Here is a 21,661-nt window from a genome sequence, read left to right on the forward strand (position 1 = left end):
GAGGAGAGCAGCATGCGCGAAACGTACAGTACCATCCGCCATCTCCTACATCTGGCGACGGAGCTTGATCGCGCATGCGCGCTGTTCCTCAGCACGCACGTCAGCATCACCCATGACGAAGCCCGCGTTCTGCTGGAACTGGGCGCGGCTCAGCACTTGTTGCGCCCCGGCGCGCTTGCGAAGCAGCTGAACTTGCAGCCCAGCACGTTATCGCGCGTGTTGAGAAACCTGGAGAATCGCGGCTTCATCGAACGGCACCGCACCACCGAGGATGCGCGTAGCCTATCGCTGAGCCTTACCTACTTGGGAGCGCGCACGGCAAAAGAGACCGAGCAGACGCTTGATCGGTTCTTCGACGGGCTCGGCAAACATTTGGGATACGACGACCTCGACGGTCTTTTGAATGCTTTTCAGGACGCAACCGACTATCTGTCGAGCTGCTGTCCTTCGTGCGAAACCCCATCGTAGGAAAAGACGCGTCCTTTCCCATCTAGCGGGAAAGAAAACCTCGGAGCTACGTTCGTCTGCGCTTCATGCTTCATGCGTCAAGCGGACGAACGCAGCTCCGAGGAAGATGTCGAAAATAGCGAGCGCCGATTGTTTCACGTGAAACATAAATCGTAAAGTCTCACAACAATGCGACAAGTGTTTCACGTGAAACATGTTGATACGGATAGACATCCGTTATCGCCCGTCGAAGAACGAACCCGACCTATCATCTGCCTCGATCGTTCCTCGCCCTTACTATCCTCATTGATTGTTTCACGTGAAACACCTTCATAATGCAAAAAAAGGACGGCCAAAGCCGTCCTTTTCGTCATCAGTGAGAGCGAGGTTATTTCGCAGCGCCGATACGGCAAATCGTGGTACCGCAGTCGGGGCACTTGCCCTTCGTGATAGGCTTACCGTTCTTCGTCAGGCTCTCAACGGGATCCTTCATCTCTTTCTTGGCCTTGCATTTCACGCAATAAGCTTCAATAGCCATGGCTGCAAAAACACCTCTCTGTTCTGTACTTGAGCAGGACGCTTTCATCCCGCACTTTATCGTGGCATACCCTGGCAATAACCAGCGCATACAAACCCGTATTATAAGGCAGGCTGAAAAACGCCCACCGAGGACGGATAGGGGCACCTATATATTCTTCAACAACTCCATAACAAAGTCGGCATTCGTTTCAAGCGTTTGCTCGTCAACGTTTTCCAACACATCATCGCCTTGCGCAAAGAACGCCGGTTTCGCTCCGTTCATGCCTACCAGATGCATTGCCTGGTACCCTTGTTTGATGGCGTAGGAAGCAGCGCTGTCCTTCCATTTGATCTGCGCGCCGCCCACGTTCAAACCGGTGGCTTGCGAAGCCTTCTTGATGTAACGCTTCATACGCGAGGACGTCTTCACCGTCCGGTACATGCCCTCCTGCTCGATCATGCAGAGGTCGCCAGCACCCAAGCCGTCGAGATCGATGATGATAGAGCCGCGAAGCTCCTGCTGATGCTCGGTGATGAATGCGCGCATACCGCCGTTTTGAGCGAGCTCCGAACCCAGCGCGACGAACCACACTTCCGTGTTGATGTCGGGGTTGCGGAACTGGTATATCTGCTTGAGCTCGGCAGGGACGTCGGGATCATCGAAATCGAGGGATTCAGACGATTCGTTCGAAGCGCTGTTGAGGTCGAGTTCAGCCTTCTCCATACGACGGGGCGAAAACGCTCCGCCATGCCAAGGACGACGCTCGTCAGGCCCGTATCCGTCATCGTATTCGTCAACGCCCTCATAGTCGTAAGAGCCGTCGAATCCGTCTTCTTCGATCGTATCGTACTGGCCGTTCTCGTAGCCCGCGTTGTAGGGATCCAATTGTGTTGTCGCACCGGGATCGACGACTCCCTCATCCTCTCGGAAGCTTTCCCAGCCGCCGCGCTCAGCTCCCACCGTGCGAGCATCGAAAGACTCATCCACTTCAAGCCACTCCTGAGGCGAAGGCTCTTGGTCTTTGCTCTTACGGCGCAGACGGTCGAACAGACGATGAACGCGCGATTTGGGCATTTCCACGTACCCGGGGCCGGCGAAGGCTCCCGACTCGGTGAAGTTCTGCTCGTACGCGGAATCATCAGCATCGTCGATGTAGATATCTTCAGGGTCGACATTATCCAGCAGCTCATCGCCAATAGGCGCGAACGTGCCCGTTGCTCCCGCAGGAACGAACGCGCCCGCTGCGCTGACGTTCGAAGTTTTGCCCTCTGACGCATCGGCGCGGCTGATCGAACCCGAAAGCGATGGCAGCATCGAGCGGAGCGAATGATTCTTCTCAACCGAATCGCCGCTCACGTTCGAGGCGTTTTCCCCCGATGCGCTTTCCGTCGAATCGCCGCTCACGTCGATGGAGGGAAGCATGCTCAGCAGGCTCTTCGCGGCAGATTTACCAGACGTCTCAACTTCTGCCAACGGAGCACGTTGCTTCGGCAGCTCTGATATGGGAGGCAGATTCGTAGCCGAAACTCCTATATCAGGCAACACGATAGGCCGGTGGGCAGACGTTTCGGCCTGAGGGACGGCTTCCTCGGCGGAAACCTCGTAGCTTTCGATGTCGACGTCGATTCGTCCGCTTGCGCCGATGGGGGCGCCCGTCACGTCCACTCGGTTGCCAGAGCGCTGCATGTCGGCTTGAGCAGCGCGGGCTTCTTCTTGCACCTTGCGCGGATCCAGGAACGAGGGCATGGGAACATCGCTGATGGGCGGCATGTCATCCGGACGAAGCCCGCTTACGTCAATAGGCGGCATGGCAGTTGTCGATAACGGATCGCCTTGAGCATCCTCGACGGCAGCCTGGTGCGCGGCGCTCGACGGAGCTTGCAAGCCCTCCTCGCCGGACGGGACCTCGTAATCGCCATCGTCTGAGAGGCGCTGCGAACCGTCCGCAGCGCTTGCTTCCGTCATGTGCCATTGGGGAACCTGCACATCAAGAGAATCGTTGCTACCGGAATCGAATACATCCGCCGTTCCATGATCCGAGGGCTTGCTCGCCTCGGCGAAACTTCCGGCGCTTTCGCTGTCGGCTGCATCAAGAGCGCTTGCGAAACGAGAGCGTTGCACCGGCTTGTCTGCGTTACGGGGCTTCTTCGCCTTCTCCTGAGCTTTCTTGAACCAGTCCGGAACCCCGTTGCTCGTTCCGCCCGCCTGGCTCACGGCATCGTACGACGATGCTGCCATGCCGGCCGTTGCCGCCGCAATGGCGGCCGCCTCCTCGGCGGCGCGGCGAGCTCCCTCGGCAGCTGCAGCCTCGGCGTTCGCCAGAGCCTCCTGCATGGTATCCTCGGGAATGCTGGACAACGCTTCGCGCGTCTCGTCGCGCAACTCTCGATAGCCTTCGTCAGTAGCCGCAGGCAACGGGGGTTCTTTGATCTGGACGAGGTTCTGAGCGATATCCGACGCTGTAACCCCTGAAACGGGCTTGCCTGACAGCGCGGCGATGGCGGCTTTCGCTGCAGCCAGGCGTGCTTCGGGAGTCTGCGGAGCAGGCGCAGGAGGCTTCACGTTAGCGGCTTCGTACACCAGCTGCGCGCCTTCAGGAACCAACCCCGCCTTGCGCGCCGCATCTTCTCCGTGGATCGCAGCATCGGCGTTCGCGGCCAGCTCGGCTTCGCTCACACGGCCTCGACCTACACGGCGTGCGACTTCCAGCATCACGGCCGTGCCCGCGGCGTTGCAGTTCGCTCCTTCGTTATACGAAGCCAGCTTGTGCAGCAGCGCGAACACCAGGGGCAAAGCAACCAGAACCAGCGCGATGCACGCCAGCACGTTCAACACGATGGCGGTAGCGCCTTCGGCGTTGAGGAATACCACGTTACGAACGATCAGCAGCACTGGCAGGAATACCATGGCGCCGAACGTAACCCATTGCAGGATGGGAAGAATCGAGAGCAGCGGGCCGTTGAGCTCGGCGTTCACCTTGCCGCTGTCGTAGCGCGACACCACGATCACCTTGCGCCGACGCGATCCGCCCGTTTCGGCCGAGTAGCCGGGCTCGTACTTCGCCACGACGTTCTGGCTGACACCTCGGGCGAAAGCGCGGGACAGCACGGGTCGGTTGAACACCTCGGCGGCGAACAGGAGAGCCGCCAACAGCGTGACCACGATGGACACTACACCCGCCGCTGGCAAAAACAGTGCAAGAATAGTGACTATCAGCGTAGCCGCGCAGCAGATAACGCGCGGGGCTTCGGCTCCGGGAGCTCCGCTGAAATCTTCTATGATTGCGGAAAGACCCGCATCCTTCTGCATCTGCTCGGTAATGTACAACGCCGCTTGCTGCTCTTCTTCAGTCCCCGCAGGACGAGGTCCGATTTCCTGTGATAGATATGCGACGTGATCTAGTATGTCCGGCATACTCTTTTGCCTTTCGTTGATGATTCTACAAGGCACACATAATGCAAGTATACGCTATTTGCTCTCCGCACCCAAATAATCACTAATAAAAGCGTCTGCGCTGCGCGCTTGTAAACGTGCTGTTGAATAGGCCTTTGCAACATCCGCCGTGGCTTCTGCGAAGGTTTCGTCGATGATGACCGCAGGATCTTCGGGAAGCGATTTCGCAAGCACCGCCGCTTCGGCATCGGCGATGTTGTAAGCATTGTTCTGAGCCGTGGCTTCTTCCTTGTTCTTTGCCAGAATCGCATCGTCCGACGCGATGGCATAACCGAGCGATTCCTGACGCTTGCCAATATAATCGAAGTACTGCGAGAAATCAGCCGACGCATACGTCGATTGAACGTCCGAAAAAGCCTGATAAGCCTCATCGAAGGCAGCCAGCGCTTCTTTCGTCTTGTTCTTAGACGCCTCGACGTTTTCAACCGTCGTCTCGGTGACCAGCTGAGCGGCCTGGCGCGCCAAATCGTCGCCTTTCAAAACGGTTTTCCAAGCACGATCCACCTGCTCGGCGGCGAGCTGAGCCTCCGTCGCGGCGTTCATGAGAAGCTGGCCCTGTTCGACAAGCGTGTAGCGCGCTGCGATCGCCGCTACCGTTTGGTTTGCGGCCTCCTTCTCGCGAGCACCGTTCAGCTCCAGCGAGACGGTGCGCGCTTTTTCATCAGCATCCTGCAGCTTTCCTTCGACATCCTCGAGCTGCGCTTGGATATCAACACGCTGCTCATCGCTTCCATCAGCAAAAGGATTCTTCACTACCTCATCGAGCTTTTCTATGGTCTCGTCAGCCTCTTTGACGAGCAGCAACGCATCGTCAAGTACCGCAACGTGTCCTTGTTGGGTTTGATAATCGCGATAGAGGTACACGCCTCCCGCACTCAACAGGCCGGCGCTCACCACCACGACCACCGCAATCGCAAGCCATTTGCTCAGACGACGCCGCGCTTTGCGGAGGGCTATCTCTTCTTCGGGAGAGCGTTTTGGTTTGACAGGGGCAACCGCTAAGGCCGTGGAAGGGTTTTTCTCCGTCGAGCCGGACGAACGCGGCGGCGGAGCAATCATTCCAAGCTTCGACGTCGGTCCACTATCATCAACCGACACGAAACCGCCAGTTGAAAGCGGCAATCCACGTTCCTTGGTCGGCGTGGGAGCAGGCTTTTTCCGCTTGCCCGGAAGAGTGAAGAGCGAGATGCGGCCTGGCCTGTGCTTCAGGCCGTCGTCATCGCCTTCCAGCGCGTTCTTTGCCGCGTCGAGCACGCTGAACGATATCTCGTTCGACGTGCCGCGCGTATGCCTTTTGATATGCGCGGCACGCGTTATCTTGTCTTCCCTCTTACCCATTCGTACCAGCCGGATCGCCTTGCGTTACCCGTTGTTGGAGCGCTCGAGATCGGCTACAATCTCAGCCGCCGTCATCACCTTGATGGTCCTGCTCGGAAGGGAATTAAGGAACGCTTTGCCGTAGCTTTTCGTCAACAAGCGACGATCGGCGAGAATAAGCACGCCCGTATCATCAGCTTTCCTGATAAGTCGACCAGCAGCCTGTTTCGTCTCAAGGACGGCGGCGGGTAGCACGTAGCGCCTCCACGCCTGATCGTCGCGAGCCGCCCGTTCGCACGACAAAGGATCGGTCGGCTTCGCGAAGGGCAGCTTGGGAATGACGACCCCTTTGAGCGTAGCGCCCGGAGCATCGAATCCCTCCCAAAAGCTTTTGAGAGCGAAGAGCGAAAGATGCTCGTCCGCCAGAAAATCATCGCGCAAACCTTTTACCGACACACCCCATTTTTGACACACGACGCGCAGGTCATCGACTTTGAGTTGGGGTTGTACCTCGTCAAAGCAACGCTCCATCTCGCGACGGTTCGTGAACAAGGTCAGCATCGAGCCGTTCTGCGCGCGGTGAACGTCCACCAGCAGGCGCTGCAGCGCGGCAAGATACGCGGCTTCGTTCGGTTCCGGCATATCGCTGGCCACGTACACTGTCATATGAGCGTCGAAATCATAGCTTGAATCCAGCTTGCACATCTGACAGGTCGAATGCTCCGAAGCGTTCAATCCCAGGGCGCTTTCGAATGCGTCGAATTTATCGTCCACCGCCAACGTGGCGGACGCGAACACCGTCGAGTGCGTGCGCTCGAACAACGTCTCGTTCATCACTTCGCCCACGTTGATCAGCAGCGCTTCCAGCTTTTCCGCGACGCGATCTTTCTTGCGACTCAAAGTGGCCGCATAGGCATACGTTTCCGGAGCCCTGTCCAAGATGATGTCGGCGGCGTTCATCTGGTCTTTGAGCTCCATCGCGGTCGATGCTATCTCGCGCTGGATCTCTGCCGCGCCTTCGAGCTCTTCCAGATATCCCACGAGCTCCTGACACACGCGCACCAGCTTCTCCGCTGCTTCGGTCATCGCTCGACCATAGCTTGCTACCTGGGCAAACGTTGCGCTGGAACGCACATCTGAATTGATCCACAGCTCGACGATCTCGTAGCCTTTTCCTTTTTTGTTCTGATCGAAGAACAGAAGGTCCTTGAGGTGAGCGGAGAATTCCCGCGCAGCATCAGCGTAGGCCTTGCCCGCAGAGCGCGCCTTGCCGGTAAGGGCGTAGAACAGCGAAGAACCCTCTTCCATGCCGGGCACCACCACACGGCGCTCGGCACGCACGAACACGTTACGGGAAGCCTCATCGGCACCGACACGGTTGGCCAGGCGCGTTATGTCCTCGGCCGAAAGCGACAACGAGAAAGCCCGACGAGCTTCGGCTTCGGCTCCATGGGCCTCATCCACCACCCAATAGCGGATCGGCGGCAGCAATCCACCATCTGCTACGAGATCGCAGAACAGCAAACTATGGTTGGTGACCACGATATCGGCCGCCTCGGCGCGCCGGCGCGAACCGTGCACAAAGCATGAAGTACCGAAATAAGGACACTTACGTCGTAAACAATCGTTCGCCGTCGTAGTGATAAGACGACGAGGCAACACGCGATAGTCGATTTTCAAGCTGTCCATGTCATCGTATTCAGTCTGCTCGATAAACGACAGCAAGGCGGCAAGGGAGGGAGCCTGGGTCTGCTCTTTGTTGCCGAACAGCTTCGTCTGCGCTCCTTCCTCGACGATATGGCCGATCTTACGCAAACAAGGATAGTGCGAGAAACCCTTGAGCGGAGCATACGTCAGAGACGGCCTGTCAGGGTCGGCCAACCGAAGCGCTTTTTCCAATGCAGGCAGCTCATGGTAAACCAACTGATCGAGCAGGGTATTAGTCTTCGTTGCAACGCCGACGGCTATATTGTTGGCCCGCGCCGTCAACGTGGCGGGAACCAGGTACGCCATGGACTTTCCAACGCCCGTTCCCGCTTCGACCAACAGGTTCTCCGAAGAAGAAAATGCCTTTCTCACTGCCTCTGCCATAGCGACCTGCTCTATGCGAGGCTCGAACTCTTCGTACAACGACCCCACGAGCCCGGTTTCCGAAAAGGCTTGAACGATATCCGCATCTGAAGGGAACGCAAGCGAGCGTTGCGGATCGGCCGCGATATCGTCGGCGTCCAGCTTCGCCGCGCGCTCCAGCTTGCCCAAGCGGTCACGACGAAGGGCGCGCAAAGAGAATCTCAAACTTGGTGTTTCACGTGAAACATCTTGGTTCGCTTCCACCTCGTACTTTCGGGCGAACTGCTCGAATACCATCCTCGTCGACCACTCGTCAGGAGTCGCCATATGGGCGATCTCGCACACAAGCGCCGGCGGCATCGCGGCGACACCTGCAAGCAGGATGCGGAAGATGGCGCAGGTTGCCTCGACGTCGGCATCGGCGCGATGTGTCGACAAAGGCGCGCCGAAAGCCCGTACAAGATCGAGCAAGCGATGCGATTTCATGCGGGGAAGCGCGATTCGCGCAAGATCGAGCGAATCGATCCAGGTATTCTCCAACAGGGGATAACCGCTGGGATGACGCGTGGTGAACGTACGATCGAACTCTGCGTTATGCGCGACCACCTTCGCATCGCCAATGAATTCCACAAGCTTGGCCAGTGCGTCGGCGGGAAGCGGAGCATCGGCCACATCGCTATCGTGGATATCGGTCAGGTGCGCGACATCTTCCGGAATGGGCTTTCCCGGGTTCACGAACGTGATGAACCATTCGACTATTTCGCCTTGTTCCATGCGAGCTGCAGCGATCTGCGTCAGCTCATCATGGTTGAAAGAGAAGCCGGTGGTCTCGGTGTCCAGAACCACGACGTTATGGTCGAGATCGCCGAAATCCATCGTCGCTGCGATTTCGGGAAGCGACGCATACCGGTCGCGGACGGCCTGGGAAGTGCCATCGCTTATGAAACTTTGCAGGGTATCCTGCGAGAGCATATTTTGTTTATCCATACCGTCCAGCCTATCATCTATCATGGGATCATACAAACTGTTACGCCGACGTTGACAAAAAGAACGGCTCAAAGGAGAGAACATGCAGGCTGAGCGTTACTTCGGTACGTACGCACGATTCAATACCCTTTCAAAGAAAGATGCTGCAATCCTGCTCGGAGCCGATAATCCTATAGGCGACGTGTTCGAGATCGTATTTCAAACCGACAACGGGGTGTCCACAGCTTGGATGAAAAACCGCTTCGGCGCGCTGATCGGATTTCTCGATGCTGAGCTTTCACGCCAGCTGAGCATTCTCGCCGCACGCGAGTGGAAACTGCAAGCCTTGTTGTCGTTCGTCGCGTTCACCGACCATCCCGAACCGGGCCACTACTGGGGCCAAGTCGCCATCATCTGCTACGATTCCAATCTCGATCAAGCTTTCAAGCCTTTCATAGCTACAACGGCGCAGCGTCTTTCCGATGGCGTGCGACCGGAAATCGATCTCGGCGAGCAAGGTGTCGAACAGGTAATCTCCAGCAATGGTAATTGGACTCCAAAACAGACCGTAGCATTTCCTCCAAAGGAAGCGGGAACGGTGATCATGAAGAGTCGACGTAAAATGTCCGAGAAACTCATCGAGCAGGGGCGCAAAGGAAACAAGGGCTGCTATGCGGTCAGCTGGCTGTTCTTGCTGGCGCTCGTAGCCCTTGCTCTTTTCAGCCTCAAATCATGCGGCGCGTTCTAGTCTTTCTTCAGGAGTGGAATGTTTCACGTGAAACATTCCACTCCTCCGTTTATTAACTGAGGGCATAACCGATAAGCCGCGTACAGAGTTCCGGAAAAGAAATGCCCGCCGCACGCGCGGCATCGGGAAGCAGCGATGTTCCCGTCATGCCGGGAATGGTATTCGTCTCCAGCGTCCAGCACGAACCGTCTTCTTCCAAAATGAAATCAGAGCGCGAAACCCCTTCGCACGACAACGCGCGGTGGGCACGAACCGCAAGCTCTTGCACCATCCGCGTCGTTTCATCCGACAGCGGCGCGGGACACAAGTGCTGCGAACCACCGGGAGCATATTTCGACTCGAAATCGTAGAAATCGCTTTTAGGAACGATTTCGATTATTGGCAACGCTTCGACTTCTGCGTCGCCAATGACCGCAACCGTCAACTCCTTACCTTTTATATAGCGCTCAACAAGAACCTCTGAATCGATGTCGAACGCCTTCTCAATTGCTTCGCCGATCGCCGCAGCACCTTCGACGATGAACACCCCCAGTGCGCTTCCTTCCGTGCCGGGTTTCACCACACAATGCGTGCCCAGCTTCTCGACGATAGAATCCACGTCGTAAGAATCCCCCTTCTGCAGCGGCACAGAGGGGGGAGTAGGGATGCCGGCTTGTTCGTAGTACAGCTTCGACTTCACTTTATCCATTGCCAAAGCGCTCGACCATACCCCGCTACCGATATAAGGGAGCCCGATCGTTTCCAAAAGACCCTGCACGGTGCCGTCTTCCCCATATTTCCCATGCAAACAGAGAAAAGCAACGTCGAAAGGACCGTCGATCAAACGTTTCAGATCCTCCTTGTCGGCAGGATCGAGCTGCGTAACGGTATATCCGGCTTCTTCAAGGGCCTCTCGCGCGCCTTCGGCCGATGCGAGAGACACCTCGCGTTCCCCGCTCTTTCCTCCGGCGAGCAACGCCACGCGGCATTCAGACATGCATCCTTCTTTCATCATCCTTGATACGTTCGTTGCAGTATAGCAAAGGGATGTTTCACGTGAAACAATGTATAATGGCGGCTATGGATAAATCAATCAAAACCTATTCGCTGCCCGAACTCGCTTCAGTAATGAAAGAACTAGGGCAGCCCGCTTTTCGCACGCAGCAGCTGCAGGAATGGCTCTACCAACGACATGCGTCCAGCTACGACGAGATGACGAATCTCCCTGGTTCTCTGCGAGCAACCCTTGCTGAACGTTTTCCACTCACGATGCCGACTGTCGTCGATCGTCAGATTTCGAAAGACGGGACGCGGAAATACCTTGTTGAGTTCGACGACGGTATCCGCGTAGAGACCGTAGGCATCCCTTCGCGCAACGGCGATCGCTTGACCGTATGCTTCTCCACGCAGGCAGGGTGTCCCATCGCATGCGCGTTCTGCGCGACAGGCCAGGAAGGTTTCGCGCGCAATCTCACACCGGGAGAAATAGTCGACCAAGTACTTATCGTCCAAGAAGACATGGGGAAGCGTGTCACGAACGCCGTAGGAATGGGTCAAGGAGAACCGTTTCTCAATTACGACAACACCATGGCCGCATTGCGCATCCTTAACCACAAGAAAGGTCTTGAGATCGGAGCACGCCATATCAGCGTCTCAACCTGCGGGATTTTGCCTGGTTTGGAACGCTTCTCTGAGGAACCCGAGCAATTTACCCTCGCGGTTTCACTCCATGCAGCGCGTCAACCGATTCGCGACCTCATTATGCCTAATGTTGCTCGCTACGAATTGCCTTCGTTGAAAGAAGCGCTTCAGAACTACGTGGCGAAGACAAACCGCCGGGTTACGCTCGAATACATCATGATCGAAGGCGTGAACGACGCACCTGCCGACCTTAAGGCTCTTCAAAAGTTCTGCTCGAATCTTCTATGCCACGTCAATCTCATCCCTATCAATGCAATAGAAGGTTCGGAATTCCAACCGAGCTCGCCTGAAACGATTAATCTATGGCTTTCCGAAATTTCTAAGAAAGGAACGGAAGCTACGCTGCGCGACTCCCGCGGTTCTGATATCTCCGGCGCCTGTGGCCAACTGAAAAACACCTTCAAGCCTTGCAACTGAAGTGTTTCACGTGAAACACTTCAGTTGCCTACCGTTGCAACGGATATACAAGAGAATACGTATACAAAAATAAGAAAGCCCGGAATGTTTCACGTGAAACATTCCGGGCTTTCTTTTGGGAACCTTTCGACCTTTAGGACGCTGCAGCTATGAGCTCCTCGAACAACCTCTCGAGATCTTCCTCATCTTGGAATTCAATCTCAATCTTGTTCTTTCCGTTAGAAGACTTCACCTTTACGGGCGTATGCAACACATCTTTCAAAGCTTTTGCCACCGTTTTAAACGTCTTAGGCAACGGCTCCTTCTTCGTCGGGGCGTCATTGCGCTTACCCGAGAACAGACGCGCGATAGCCTCTGCTTCTCGAACCGTAAGTTTTTCCGCAACAAGCTTGTCCGTCAGCTTCTGACGCCCTTCTTTCGTGGGAATGGACAGGATTGCGCGTGCATGACCCGCCGATATCTTCTCCTCGAACAATAATTGCTGCGCCTCTTCGGGAAGCTCGAGCAAACGCAACGCATTAGCCACAGTAGAACGGCCTTTTGACATAGCCTGTGCTACTTCGGACTGCGTGAGGTTACGACGCTCCATCATGCGGCGATAACCGTATGCCTCTTCTATAGGATTAAGGTCGGAACGCTGAATATTCTCCACAAGAGCAAGCTCGAGCGCTTGATCGTCGTCCGCATCCTTAATGCGTACCGGCACGGTTTTCAATCCTACGATTTTACATGCCTGCCAACGACGTTCGCCCGCGATGATCTGATATTCATTGGTTCCAACGGGACGAACGAGAATCGGCTGCAGCAGACCATCCTTCTCGATTGATGCTGCAAGCTCCTCAAGCGCCTCTCTTTTGAAGTTCGTGCGCGGCTGATCGGGGTTCGGGCTGACGGACTCTATCGGAACCTCGTCGGTTCGGCGCTGAACAACGCTTTTAATGGTTACCTGGCTTTCACCATCGACGATCGATTCCTCTTTCATTGGCGTGATTGTTTCACGTGAAACATTCTGACGTTCAACCACGGGTTCGGTATGCATAGGGATCGGTACGGCAGTCTCTTCGCGTTGTTGCTCCACCAACACCCGTTTGGGCGTAGATTCGAGAGGGGCTGCTTCCTCAAACGCTCCACCAAGAAGCGAGTTCAAGCCACGACCTAATCCGCTTTTGTTCGCTTTAGCCACGTTGTACCACTTCCTTTGCGAGGTTTACATACGATTGCGCTCCCTTGCCCGATGGATCGTATTGGGTGATAGGCTGGCCGAAGCTCGGTGCTTCAGACAATTTAACCGTACGGGGAATAAGCGTCGTAAAAACCGTTTTACCGAAATAGCTGCGCACCTCTTCAACGACTTGTCGAGAAAGAGTAGTACGACCATCGTACATAGTAAGAAGAACACCGAAGATATCAAGGGTAGGATTCAGACGAGTTTTGACACGTTTCATTGAATCAAGGAGTTTTGTCACACCTTCCAGTGCGTAAAACTCGCATTGAATTGGTATCAACAGCTTGTCCGCAGCAACAAGCGCGTTGACCGTCAATAAGCCGAGAGAAGGAGGGCAATCGATAAATACATAGTCGTACTTGCCTCGAAGGCTTCCTACGGCGTCTTTTAAGCGATTCTCACGGGCCATCTCGGATACAAGCTCTACTTCTGCCCCTGCAAGATTTATCGTGGCTGGTACGAGATCGAGCCCTTCGCCCACATCCGGGATGATGACATCCTCTATTGCAACGTCGTTCAATAAAACGTCGTACACGCAATTGTGCACTTGGCTCTTCTCGATACCTAAACCACTCGAGGAGTTGCCCTGCGGATCAAGATCGACCAACAAAACTTGCTTGCCCAACTCTCCCAATGCGGCGGAAAGGTTGATCGCAGTCGTGGATTTTCCAACGCCGCCCTTCTGATTGATGATGGCCATCACCTTTGTCTGACCGACCACATGTTTGACAGGCGCTTTATCTTTGATCGTCTTGATAGGAGTAGGAGGAACTTCTTGCTCTGCCAAAGGCTTCACAGTCTCTCGTTCAACCACTTCAATATGGTCGATGATCAACTCGTCCTCTACGATCTCTTCTTTTTTATGTTGCTTGACAGTCTCTGCTGCTTTTTTGTCTCGTTTGAGACCATCGAATAGTCCCACAGGGACCCCCTTTCTTGACCGCGAACACAGTATACCTTGTTTAGTGTTTCACGTGAAACACTCGCCCAAAATGTTTCACGTGAAACATCGGGAGCCTGCTAGAACCAAAAGTGTTTCACGTGAAACAAATATAGAAACCGCGTTGGAAAACAAGGTAAACGGCGTGATATCCGCATAGACCTCACGCTAGAAACCTGCCATATGCACGTAAGACCACATCTGTACAATACTAAATAGGAAAAAGGAGGTTGCTGATGAATACCACGCGGCGCCAATTACTCGCTCAGCGGGCAGAAAACATGCGTAATCAAATGACCTATCCCGAGCGAAGGCTTTGGTTCTCGTTCTTACGAGAATATCCTACACCGTTCGTAGCTCAAAAAGTGATTGGATCATACATTGTTGATTTCTATTGCAGAAAGGCGCGTCTCAGCATTGAACTGGACGGTGATAGCCATTATACCGAAAGCCAGAAGGAATACGACCGCGTTAGAACAACCTTTCTCGAAATGCTCGAGATCAAAGAGCTGAGATTCACTAATAACGAAGTAATGGAGAACCTCGAAGGCGTGTGCGAAGCGATCCACGCTGAAGTCCTCAAGCGTCGTAACGACGTTCACGGAAGCCTATTCCAAAAAATGAAGGACAAACATTAGACTCCGCTGGATCCGAATTCAATTCACTATCTGCGTTGTCTATGCGAGAACGCGGCGTTTGGCGTTTACTCTGGATCCGAGCTAAATGCGCGTAGGCTGCGTGTTAGAACTGAATGGAATCCGCGTAAGGTTAGCGCTAGATTCTAATGCAGAATGTTTCACGTGAAACATTCTGCATTAGAGCGGGCGTTTTTGCGCGAAGCCTGTTTTGCGCGGAAGCTTTACATGCGGGGTACCCGTTTTTTCGAAGCAAATGATGCGGCGGTGATTCTTGCCAAGCTCAACGATACGATCGGATACAAGCTTCATCGCCAAGCGGTTTTGCAACGATAGGGCATGCTCCATCTCTTCATCGGATACATTGGCTTTATAGCAAATCAACCGCCCACCTTCCTGCAGCAACGGGCTGGCGAATTCCATGAGTATCGACAGCTGAGCAAGCGCCCGAGCGGTCACCGCAGCGAACGAGGCAGGTTCTTCACGAGCAAGGTCTTCGATTCGGCCGGTATACACATCAACGTTATCAAGACCTAACGTTTGCACCATCGAAGCGAGGATCGTGGTTTTCTTACCGACGGAATCAGCTAGAAGCGTAGAACGACCGCTCTCTATAGCTAGGGGAATACCCGGATAACCTGCCCCTGATCCAATATCGACCATTCGACCTTCCGGTGCTTCTCTCAATTCAGGCAGACCAACTAAAGAATCCTGCACGTGGAGAAGCATCCCTTCATCCCATGTCGAAATACGCGTGATGTTGGTGGTCTTATTGGCTTCGATAACCAACTCCAGATGGCGTTTCAAAAGATCCTCGCGCATGTTCACTCCTCTATAATCGAATGCCCTCAGTATAGAGGAATGTTTCACGTGAAACATTCAAATCACGACGTTTCAAATGTTTCACGTGAAGCATTTGAGCGAAACGCACCTCAGGTAAGAGTGTTTCACGTGAAACATTCATGACGCGAAACAGACTGAGGTTAGACCATTGTCTATTGTTTCACGTGAAACACTCACGACAATAAACCGAGCTCTTGACCCTTTTCTAATGTTTCACGTGAAACATTTAGCGTAAGGACAAAGGAGAATCAGGTTTAAGGCGATTCGCTTTCGAAACACGAAGGGAGACGGGGGAGCCATCATCGAAAGTCTCGATTGAAAGGAACTTCTAATGTTTCACGTGAAACATTAGAAACAAAAAACCCGCACCTTTCGATGCGGGCTTGCGGCTAAACTGAGACTTACAAGTTTAGCGAGGAAGAATCACCACATGACGGGCGCTGCCTTCGCCTTCAGATGCCGTCTCCACACGGTCGTCGTCGCGAAGGCAGATGTGCACGATACGACGCTCGTACGGCGTCATCGGACGAAGCTTGATGCTGCGGTTCTGGCTAGCTGCGCGGTTCGCGGAAGAACGGGCAATCGATTCCAGCTTCTCGCGCTGACGGCTCTTGTAACCTTCGACGTCCACGATGACCGGGTAGCGGAACCCGATGGTGCGCACGGTAATCGCCGACACGAGGAACTGCAGAGCGTCGAGCGTCTTGCCGTGACGGCCAATCAGCACCGCCAGATCGTCGCCCGTGATGTCGAGGATCAGCTCACCTTCGTCGCCTTCGTACTCGTCGATGGTCACTTCGCCCACCTCGAAGTACTTGAGAATATCTTGGAGCGCTCCAATCGCCGTATCGGCAATGCGATCTAGATCCTCGTCGGTCAGTTCAGCGGGTTCCTCATCAAGAGGCTTCTCATCAACCAATTCTTCAGCCATGACAGACTCCTCAATGTTTCACGTGAAACAATCGCGGTTACTTGCGCTTCGTCGTATCCTTCTTGGTCGGACGGGGCTTCTTCTGCTTGCGGGTCACGTCCACCTCGATAGGCTTCACCTCGATGGTTTCAGCGGCCTCGGCGTCGCGCTTCTTCATGATGCGCATGGAGATCTGCTGCTGCGCGATGCCCATGAGGGAGGACGCGCCCCAGAACAGAAGCACGCCGGCGGGCGAGCTCCAGCTGATCCAGAGCATGAACACGCTCATCACAGCGGCCATGATCATGGTCTGCTTGCGCTGCGGGTTGTCCTTGTTTCCCATCTGCATGAGAACCATGGGCAAAAACGTGGCGCCCGCGAAGATCACCATAAGGATCAAATAGGGAACAAACGTTCCAAAACCAACGGCCAGAGCCTCAGAAGGCCTCATAACCAAGCTGGGAACCAGGTTGTAGAACTCGTAGGTGGTGCCCGATGTGCGCGAACCCATCTCGCTGAGCACTTGAAACAACGCCATGAAGATAGGCATCTGCAGCAGCATGGGCAGACAGCCCGCCAGCGGGTTGAACTTCACCTCGGCGTAGAGCTTCTGCATCTCTTCCTGCAAGCGAGGCTGATCGTCAGCGTACTTGCGCTGCAGCTCCTGCATGAGCGGCTGCACCTTCTGCATCTGAAACGACGATTTCGTCTGCTTGTGCATCAAAGGCGAGATCAGAATACGGAAGATGACCGTCACGATGATGATGGCCAGGCCCCAGTCGCCGCAGAAGTCATAGAAGAAATGGATAATGTCGAATATCCAGTCCTTAAATACGTCCCACATGTTCAGTTGTTCCTTCCTCTATACCAAAGAAGCCCGCGCGACGACCTCAAGGAACAGGATCGTAGCCGTGCGAACCCCCCGGACGACAACGTAGCACACGCTTCACCGTGAGCTTGAAACCCCGGCAGAACCCGTAGCGCTGGAAGGCTATGAGCCCGTATTCGGAGCACGTCGGCGTGAAGCGGCAGCAAGAAGGGAACAGAGGGGAAATGGCAGCCCGGTAGAAGGTGATGAGAAACACCGCCACTTTGCACGGCACCTGTTTCAGAAATGCCTTCATTCCTCTCGTCCCTAACGTAATTCAGCCCGCTTCAACGTCTCGGCACATGCTGTATGCACTTTACTATAAGAACTCCTCATGATACCCGACTTCGCGAGAAATATCACATCGTAGCCCGCCCACGGACCACCCAGTTCGTGACATATGGCTCGCATGCGTCGTTTAGCGCTGTTGCGCCATACCGCATTCCCTGACTTTTTACCCGCAATAAAAGCAACACGACCTTGCTGGCCGTGCTGCTTCGTGGGTAACACTATGAACGTAAGGTACGGCGTATGCAGACGCTTACCGCATGAGAACAGATCGGAGATATCCCCGCGGGATTTAATGGTCTCCAACCTAAAGCTCTCTTTACACGCAGAGACGCTTGCGCCCCTTGGCGCGACGAGCAGCCAGCACCTTGCGGCCGCCCTTCGTCGACATACGAGCACGGAAACCGTGGCACTTAGCCCGCTTACGAGTGTTAGGTTGATACGTGCGCTTCATATTGATTCCCTTTCATGGTTTTAGAGCAACCTCGAAAGTATAGCTCACGTTACCGGGGAGTCAAGGAAAACTCACAAGAAGGGTTCATGATTTTTTCCAGGTCGCTTCGAATAGAACGAACCCCAGGGAAGGTCTCTTCGCCGTGGAAAACCTCGAAAGTTTGTTCTGAATGCCCTTGACCATGCCCGGGTGGCTATTTTTTCAACCGTTTTCCTCTTTTTCGCGCAGCTCGATTGTGGAAAATGTTGAAAACTCTCGATTCATTCGAGAGCCGTTGTGGAAATCTCTAACGTCATCGGTTTGTCAAGGGATATTTTCTCATTCTTTTACAAGCCTCTCATCAGGCATAAAAGGTGATCGTAGTTATTAACAAAGCTTTGACCTGGTGTTATATATTGCTTGCCGGGTGATTCACCCATGCGACCGGGCAATATGTTACCCAATCTTCACGTAAACGAATTCAAACGGTCACGTCCTGCCGGAGGACGCGTTTCGGCCCAGGAAGCGCCAATCCGCTTGGAGGCTATCAACATTTTTGCACGTTTTTCACCAACGTTCGTACGTTTTCCAGAATATGTTCTTCAACGTTTTCCACATTTTCTGAATAGAAAGTGGAAAACGTTGAAAAGCCCATGTGGAAAGCAATGCAGGATTTAGAAATAGATGAATACATAGTTTTGAATGCTATGAATTCCCCAGGTGGATAGATTCAGAATCGAAAAAACGCTACAATGCCTTTGAATGTTGCTGAAAAATGCTGAATATCGAATCTGAAAACGGAACACCATTGGACAACCAGATTGAAAAAGCAGATCATCAGGATGAAACCGCTGATGAAAACGTGGAGCCTTTCGACTACACGCATGTACACGCCGTAGCGCGCATCGCGCTGTACGACGATCTTCGCAGCGCCCCGCGCGTGACGGAGATACACCCGGCGCCGACGGCTGAATTCATTGAAAGCCTTGCATCGAAAATTTATGAACAGGCTAAAAACGCCGGAGGGACCATTCCGTACACCGTCATCCGCGAAGTATCGGAAAACTTCATCCACGCGCGTTTCGCCGAGGCTACCGTGTCCATCCTGGACGAGGGCAATACCATCCGTTTCGCCGACCAGGGCCCGGGCATACCTTATAAGGATCAAGCGCAGATCCCCGGGTTCACATCCGCCGTGGAGCCGATGAAACACTATATTCGCGGCGTGGGGTCGGGCTTGCCCATCGTGAAAGAGTACCTCGATTTCTCGCACGGCACCATCACCATTGAGGACAACCTGGGAACAGGCGCCGTAGTGACCATCAGCCTACGTGCGGGCGAGGCGACCGATATGCCGCCCGTCGACCAATCGAGCGCGCTTCACCCTGCATCCGCGCAACCATCGGCCATGGAACCCGCTTACCCGATGCACGAGGCGCCGCAGCAGCTGCAGCAGCAGATTCCTCCCCAGCAGCCGATGCAGCAACCCGCCTACCCGGCGCAATACGGATACGCAAACCCACCGTATCCGCAGGAAGCCGCGCCCGCACGACCGCCTTACGGTTACGAGCCCGAACCGCAGTACGCGCCCCCGCGCTATGCGCAGAATCCCTACGCGGCAGGCGCGCCCTACTATCCCCAGCACGGTGCCCCGGCTCATCGCGCTCAGGGCATGGACATGCAAGCCCAGCATGCGATGGCGCCGCTTATCCCCCCGTTGTCGCAACGCGAGCGCGACTTCCTGCCCATCTTCCTGAGCGAAGGAGCCCTGGGAGTAACGGACCTGTCGCGTTTGACCGGCGTGCCGCAATCAAGCACGTACGTGGCGCTGTCGAAATTAGAGGAAGCCGGGCTTATCGAGAAAACGGTCGGACAGAAGCGCATTCTGACCGATCTGGGATACCACGTGGCAAATTCCCTATAATCGGCCTTTACCCGGCTTCGATCTGTTAATACAATCGAAGCGGCGGCGGGTGGCGCCCGCTTGACGCACGAGAGAGATGTTTCACGTGAAACATTCGCGATGCCCCCATCAAGGAAGCAAGCTATGAACAGCGAAAAACTCGAGCAGGTCTGGTCCGAAGTATGCGGCCAGGTGAAAAGCTACAACAATATCGATCCGTCGCAGATCAACGCGTTCTTCTCACGCCTGCATCCGCAGGCTATGAGCGACGGGTTCCTCATGATCACCGCGGACAACGACTTTATAAAGACATGGATCGAGCGTCATTATGTCGAGTTCATCAAACGCGCGCTGAACGACCTGTACCACATGCCGTTCACCGTGATCATCGAAGTGGACATCACAGCCGCCGAACCTCCCGCTCCGGCGCCTGCTCCTCCCGCCGCGCAGGCAGCCCCGGCGGCAACCATGGCGACGGCGGCAGAAACGCCTGCGCCCGTCAGCTCTCCGCAGCCCGCGCCGGCTCCTGCCGCGAATGCCGCAAGTTCGCCGCAAATCGACGCAGGCCGTCCCGAAGCGCATAGAGGGGCGGTAGGGGAAGAGGTCGCCGGCGTCGGCGCGAAACGAGAAATAGCGCTCGACGGCCCCGACAGCCCCGCGTCCACGCTTACGTTCGAGAACTTCGTCATCGGCGATTCGAACCGCATGGCGTACTCCATGGCCGTGGCCGTGGCCGAGATGCCGGGCAAGGCGCACCTCAACCCGCTGTTCATCTACGGCAAGTCGGGTCTGGGGAAAACGCACCTCATGCGCGCCATCCAGAACTACATCAACGAGACGATGCCGCAGCTTTCCACCATCTACGTGGACTCGGCCGAGCTGTTGAGCGACTACATGGAGGCCAGCGCGGCGCACGACAAGCAGAAATCCAGCTACAAGAACTTCAAGACGCGCTACGAGGAAGCCGACGTGCTGCTCATCGACGACGTCCAGTACCTGCAGGGCAAGAAGCAGACGCTCGACATCGTGTTCCAGATATTCAACAAGCTGACCAGCCAGGGCCGCCAAGTGGTGCTGTCGGCCGACCGCGCGCCGAAGAACATCGACATCGACGAGCGCTACCGCAGCCGCTTCAACTCGGGCGGCACGTTCGACATCCAGCCCCCCGAGATCGAGACGAAGCTGGGCATCGTGAAAAGCTTCGTGGACGAGTACCGCGAGTCGGAAGGGTCGCACGACTTCAACATCCCCGACGACATCCAGATGTACATCGCGGAAAGCTCCAGCTCGAACATCCGCGAGCTGAAGAGCGCCGTCACGAAGGTGATCTACCAGATGACGTTCTTCAACCAGCCCGACCTCAAGCTGGACGACGTGCGCACGCTGCTGGAGAACCACTTCACCGGCGGCCCTTCGAAGCGCCTCACCATCGCCGACATTCAAAAGGAAGTGGAGAACTTCTACAAGGTGAGCCACGCCGACCTCGTGGGCAAGAAGCGCACGCGCAACATCATCTACGCGCGCCAGATAGCCATATACCTGTGCCGCCAGATGCTCGACCTGCCGTTCAACGACATCGGCAAGAAGTTCAACCGCGACCACTCCACCGTAATGTACTCGGTGACCAACGTCGAGGAGAAGATGAAGGAGAACCGCGAGCTGCGCGAGGAGCTGGAAGCGCTGCGCGGGCTCATCAACGAGATGTAGCGTACGCGCGTTCGGCGGAAAGATGACTGAAACATGACTGACAAGTTGCCGAAAAGCGGTGCAACCCTATGGAAAGATAATAAAAGCGATAATTGATGTTGAGGGAGGGTGCTCGGTCTGCACGATCGATTCAGGAAGAATTCCAAGGGTTGACATGCGATAACGTAGGTTTTCCACATTTCCACCGCCCTTATTATTACAACTATTAAAACCTTAGATATATTAGAGAAGATCAAGAGCAAAGAGCAAAACCCGAAAACCCGCATTCATACGTCATGCCGATCATGCGCA

19 protein-coding genes are annotated in these 21,661 nt (G+C 55.0%); 6 read left to right on the forward strand and 13 right to left on the reverse strand.

The features are described from left to right. The first annotated feature begins 12 nt into the window (after window positions 1-12). Window positions 13-468: a MarR family winged helix-turn-helix transcriptional regulator gene (locus HMPREF1023_RS07325; protein ID WP_009305564.1), complete on the forward strand. Its 456-nt coding sequence runs from the start codon at window positions 13-15 to the stop codon at window positions 466-468. 367 nt (window positions 469-835) lie between these two features. Here the strand turns inward: HMPREF1023_RS07325 and HMPREF1023_RS15725 are convergent, their stop codons facing one another. The 4 genes from HMPREF1023_RS15725 to HMPREF1023_RS07345 all read right to left on the reverse strand — a co-directional run bounded on the left by HMPREF1023_RS15725 (window position 836) and on the right by HMPREF1023_RS07345 (window position 8,794). After that, window positions 836-985: a DUF5679 domain-containing protein gene (locus HMPREF1023_RS15725; RefSeq protein WP_009305565.1), complete on the reverse strand. Its 150-nt coding sequence runs from the start codon at window positions 983-985 to the stop codon at window positions 836-838. Window positions 986-1,132: 147 nt separating this feature from the next. Further along, window positions 1,133-4,294 carry a hypothetical protein gene (locus HMPREF1023_RS07335; protein ID WP_009305566.1) on the reverse strand — a complete coding sequence of 1,054 codons (3,162 nt, stop codon included), beginning with the start codon at window positions 4,292-4,294 and terminating at the stop codon, window positions 1,133-1,135. A gap of 141 nt (window positions 4,295-4,435) precedes the next feature. Next, on the reverse strand, window positions 4,436-5,758 hold the full coding sequence (locus HMPREF1023_RS07340) for a hypothetical protein (protein ID WP_009305567.1): 1,323 nt from the start codon (window positions 5,756-5,758) through the stop codon (window positions 4,436-4,438). Between the two features lie 24 nt (window positions 5,759-5,782). Next, window positions 5,783-8,794 carry a helicase C-terminal domain-containing protein gene (locus HMPREF1023_RS07345; RefSeq protein ID WP_227111377.1) on the reverse strand — a complete coding sequence of 1,004 codons (3,012 nt, stop codon included), beginning with the start codon at window positions 8,792-8,794 and terminating at the stop codon, window positions 5,783-5,785. 82 nt (window positions 8,795-8,876) lie between these two features. Here HMPREF1023_RS07345 and HMPREF1023_RS07350 point away from each other — a divergent pair, with 82 nt between their 5' ends. Beyond that, on the forward strand, window positions 8,877-9,521 hold the full coding sequence (locus HMPREF1023_RS07350; protein ID WP_009305569.1) for a hypothetical protein: 645 nt from the start codon (window positions 8,877-8,879) through the stop codon (window positions 9,519-9,521). A 52-nt stretch (window positions 9,522-9,573) separates the two neighbouring features. Here HMPREF1023_RS07350 and HMPREF1023_RS07355 read toward each other — a convergent pair whose 3' ends face one another. Beyond that, window positions 9,574-10,515, reverse strand: coding sequence for a D-alanine--D-alanine ligase (locus HMPREF1023_RS07355; protein ID WP_009305570.1), 942 nt, complete (start codon window positions 10,513-10,515; stop codon window positions 9,574-9,576). 41 nt (window positions 10,516-10,556) lie between these two features. Between HMPREF1023_RS07355 and rlmN the strand changes: the two genes are divergently transcribed. Beyond that, a complete protein-coding gene (gene rlmN, locus HMPREF1023_RS07360; RefSeq protein WP_009305571.1) occupies window positions 10,557-11,618 on the forward strand; it encodes a 23S rRNA (adenine(2503)-C(2))-methyltransferase RlmN in 1,062 nt (353 codons plus the stop codon). Between the two features lie 133 nt (window positions 11,619-11,751). On the opposite strand, the gene HMPREF1023_RS07365 is transcribed toward rlmN, so the two are convergent. Both HMPREF1023_RS07365 and HMPREF1023_RS07370 read right to left on the reverse strand, forming a co-directional pair. Further along, on the reverse strand, window positions 11,752-12,801 hold the full coding sequence (locus HMPREF1023_RS07365) for a ParB/RepB/Spo0J family partition protein (RefSeq protein ID WP_035578704.1): 1,050 nt from the start codon (window positions 12,799-12,801) through the stop codon (window positions 11,752-11,754). Next, window positions 12,794-13,678: a ParA family protein gene (locus HMPREF1023_RS07370; RefSeq protein ID WP_009305573.1), complete on the reverse strand. Its 885-nt coding sequence runs from the start codon at window positions 13,676-13,678 to the stop codon at window positions 12,794-12,796. Before HMPREF1023_RS07370 ends, HMPREF1023_RS07365 begins: the two co-directional genes overlap by 8 nt. A 341-nt stretch (window positions 13,679-14,019) precedes the next feature. Here HMPREF1023_RS07370 and HMPREF1023_RS07375 point away from each other — a divergent pair, with 341 nt between their 5' ends. Next, on the forward strand, window positions 14,020-14,421 hold the full coding sequence (locus HMPREF1023_RS07375) for an endonuclease domain-containing protein (protein WP_035578707.1): 402 nt from the start codon (window positions 14,020-14,022) through the stop codon (window positions 14,419-14,421). 177 nt (window positions 14,422-14,598) lie between these two features. Here the strand turns inward: HMPREF1023_RS07375 and rsmG are convergent, their stop codons facing one another. The 6 genes from rsmG to rpmH all read right to left on the reverse strand — a co-directional run bounded on the left by rsmG (window position 14,599) and on the right by rpmH (window position 17,781). After that, window positions 14,599-15,240, reverse strand: a complete 642-nt coding sequence (rsmG, locus tag HMPREF1023_RS07380) for a 16S rRNA (guanine(527)-N(7))-methyltransferase RsmG (protein ID WP_009305576.1) — start codon at window positions 15,238-15,240, stop codon at window positions 14,599-14,601. A gap of 430 nt (window positions 15,241-15,670) precedes the next feature. Further along, complete coding sequence (locus HMPREF1023_RS07385) at window positions 15,671-16,192, reverse strand: R3H domain-containing nucleic acid-binding protein (protein ID WP_009305578.1); 522 nt, start codon at window positions 16,190-16,192, stop codon at window positions 15,671-15,673. Window positions 16,193-16,229: 37 nt separating this feature from the next. Then, complete coding sequence (locus HMPREF1023_RS07390) at window positions 16,230-17,015, reverse strand: YidC/Oxa1 family membrane protein insertase (RefSeq protein ID WP_009305580.1); 786 nt, start codon at window positions 17,013-17,015, stop codon at window positions 16,230-16,232. A gap of 46 nt (window positions 17,016-17,061) precedes the next feature. Continuing rightward, on the reverse strand, window positions 17,062-17,295 hold the full coding sequence (yidD, locus tag HMPREF1023_RS15240) for a membrane protein insertion efficiency factor YidD (RefSeq protein ID WP_009305581.1): 234 nt from the start codon (window positions 17,293-17,295) through the stop codon (window positions 17,062-17,064). 11 nt (window positions 17,296-17,306) lie between these two features. Then, entirely contained in the window at window positions 17,307-17,633 is a 327-nt protein-coding gene (gene rnpA / locus HMPREF1023_RS15245) for a ribonuclease P protein component (RefSeq protein ID WP_009305583.1), read from the reverse strand. A 13-nt stretch (window positions 17,634-17,646) separates the two neighbouring features. Then, window positions 17,647-17,781: a 50S ribosomal protein L34 gene (gene rpmH, locus HMPREF1023_RS15250; protein ID WP_013981168.1), complete on the reverse strand. Its 135-nt coding sequence runs from the start codon at window positions 17,779-17,781 to the stop codon at window positions 17,647-17,649. A 754-nt stretch (window positions 17,782-18,535) separates the two neighbouring features. Here rpmH and HMPREF1023_RS07395 point away from each other — a divergent pair. Both HMPREF1023_RS07395 and dnaA read left to right on the forward strand, forming a co-directional pair. Further along, window positions 18,536-19,684: an ATP-binding protein gene (locus HMPREF1023_RS07395; RefSeq protein WP_009305585.1), complete on the forward strand. Its 1,149-nt coding sequence runs from the start codon at window positions 18,536-18,538 to the stop codon at window positions 19,682-19,684. A 123-nt stretch (window positions 19,685-19,807) separates the two neighbouring features. Next, window positions 19,808-21,370 carry a chromosomal replication initiator protein DnaA gene (gene dnaA / locus HMPREF1023_RS07400; RefSeq protein WP_009305586.1) on the forward strand — a complete coding sequence of 521 codons (1,563 nt, stop codon included), beginning with the start codon at window positions 19,808-19,810 and terminating at the stop codon, window positions 21,368-21,370. Window positions 21,371-21,661 lie beyond the last annotated feature (291 nt).

The sequence above is a fragment of the Eggerthella sp. 1_3_56FAA genome, assembly GCF_000185625.1.
Classification (GTDB): Bacteria; Actinomycetota; Coriobacteriia; order Coriobacteriales; family Eggerthellaceae; genus Eggerthella; species Eggerthella lenta.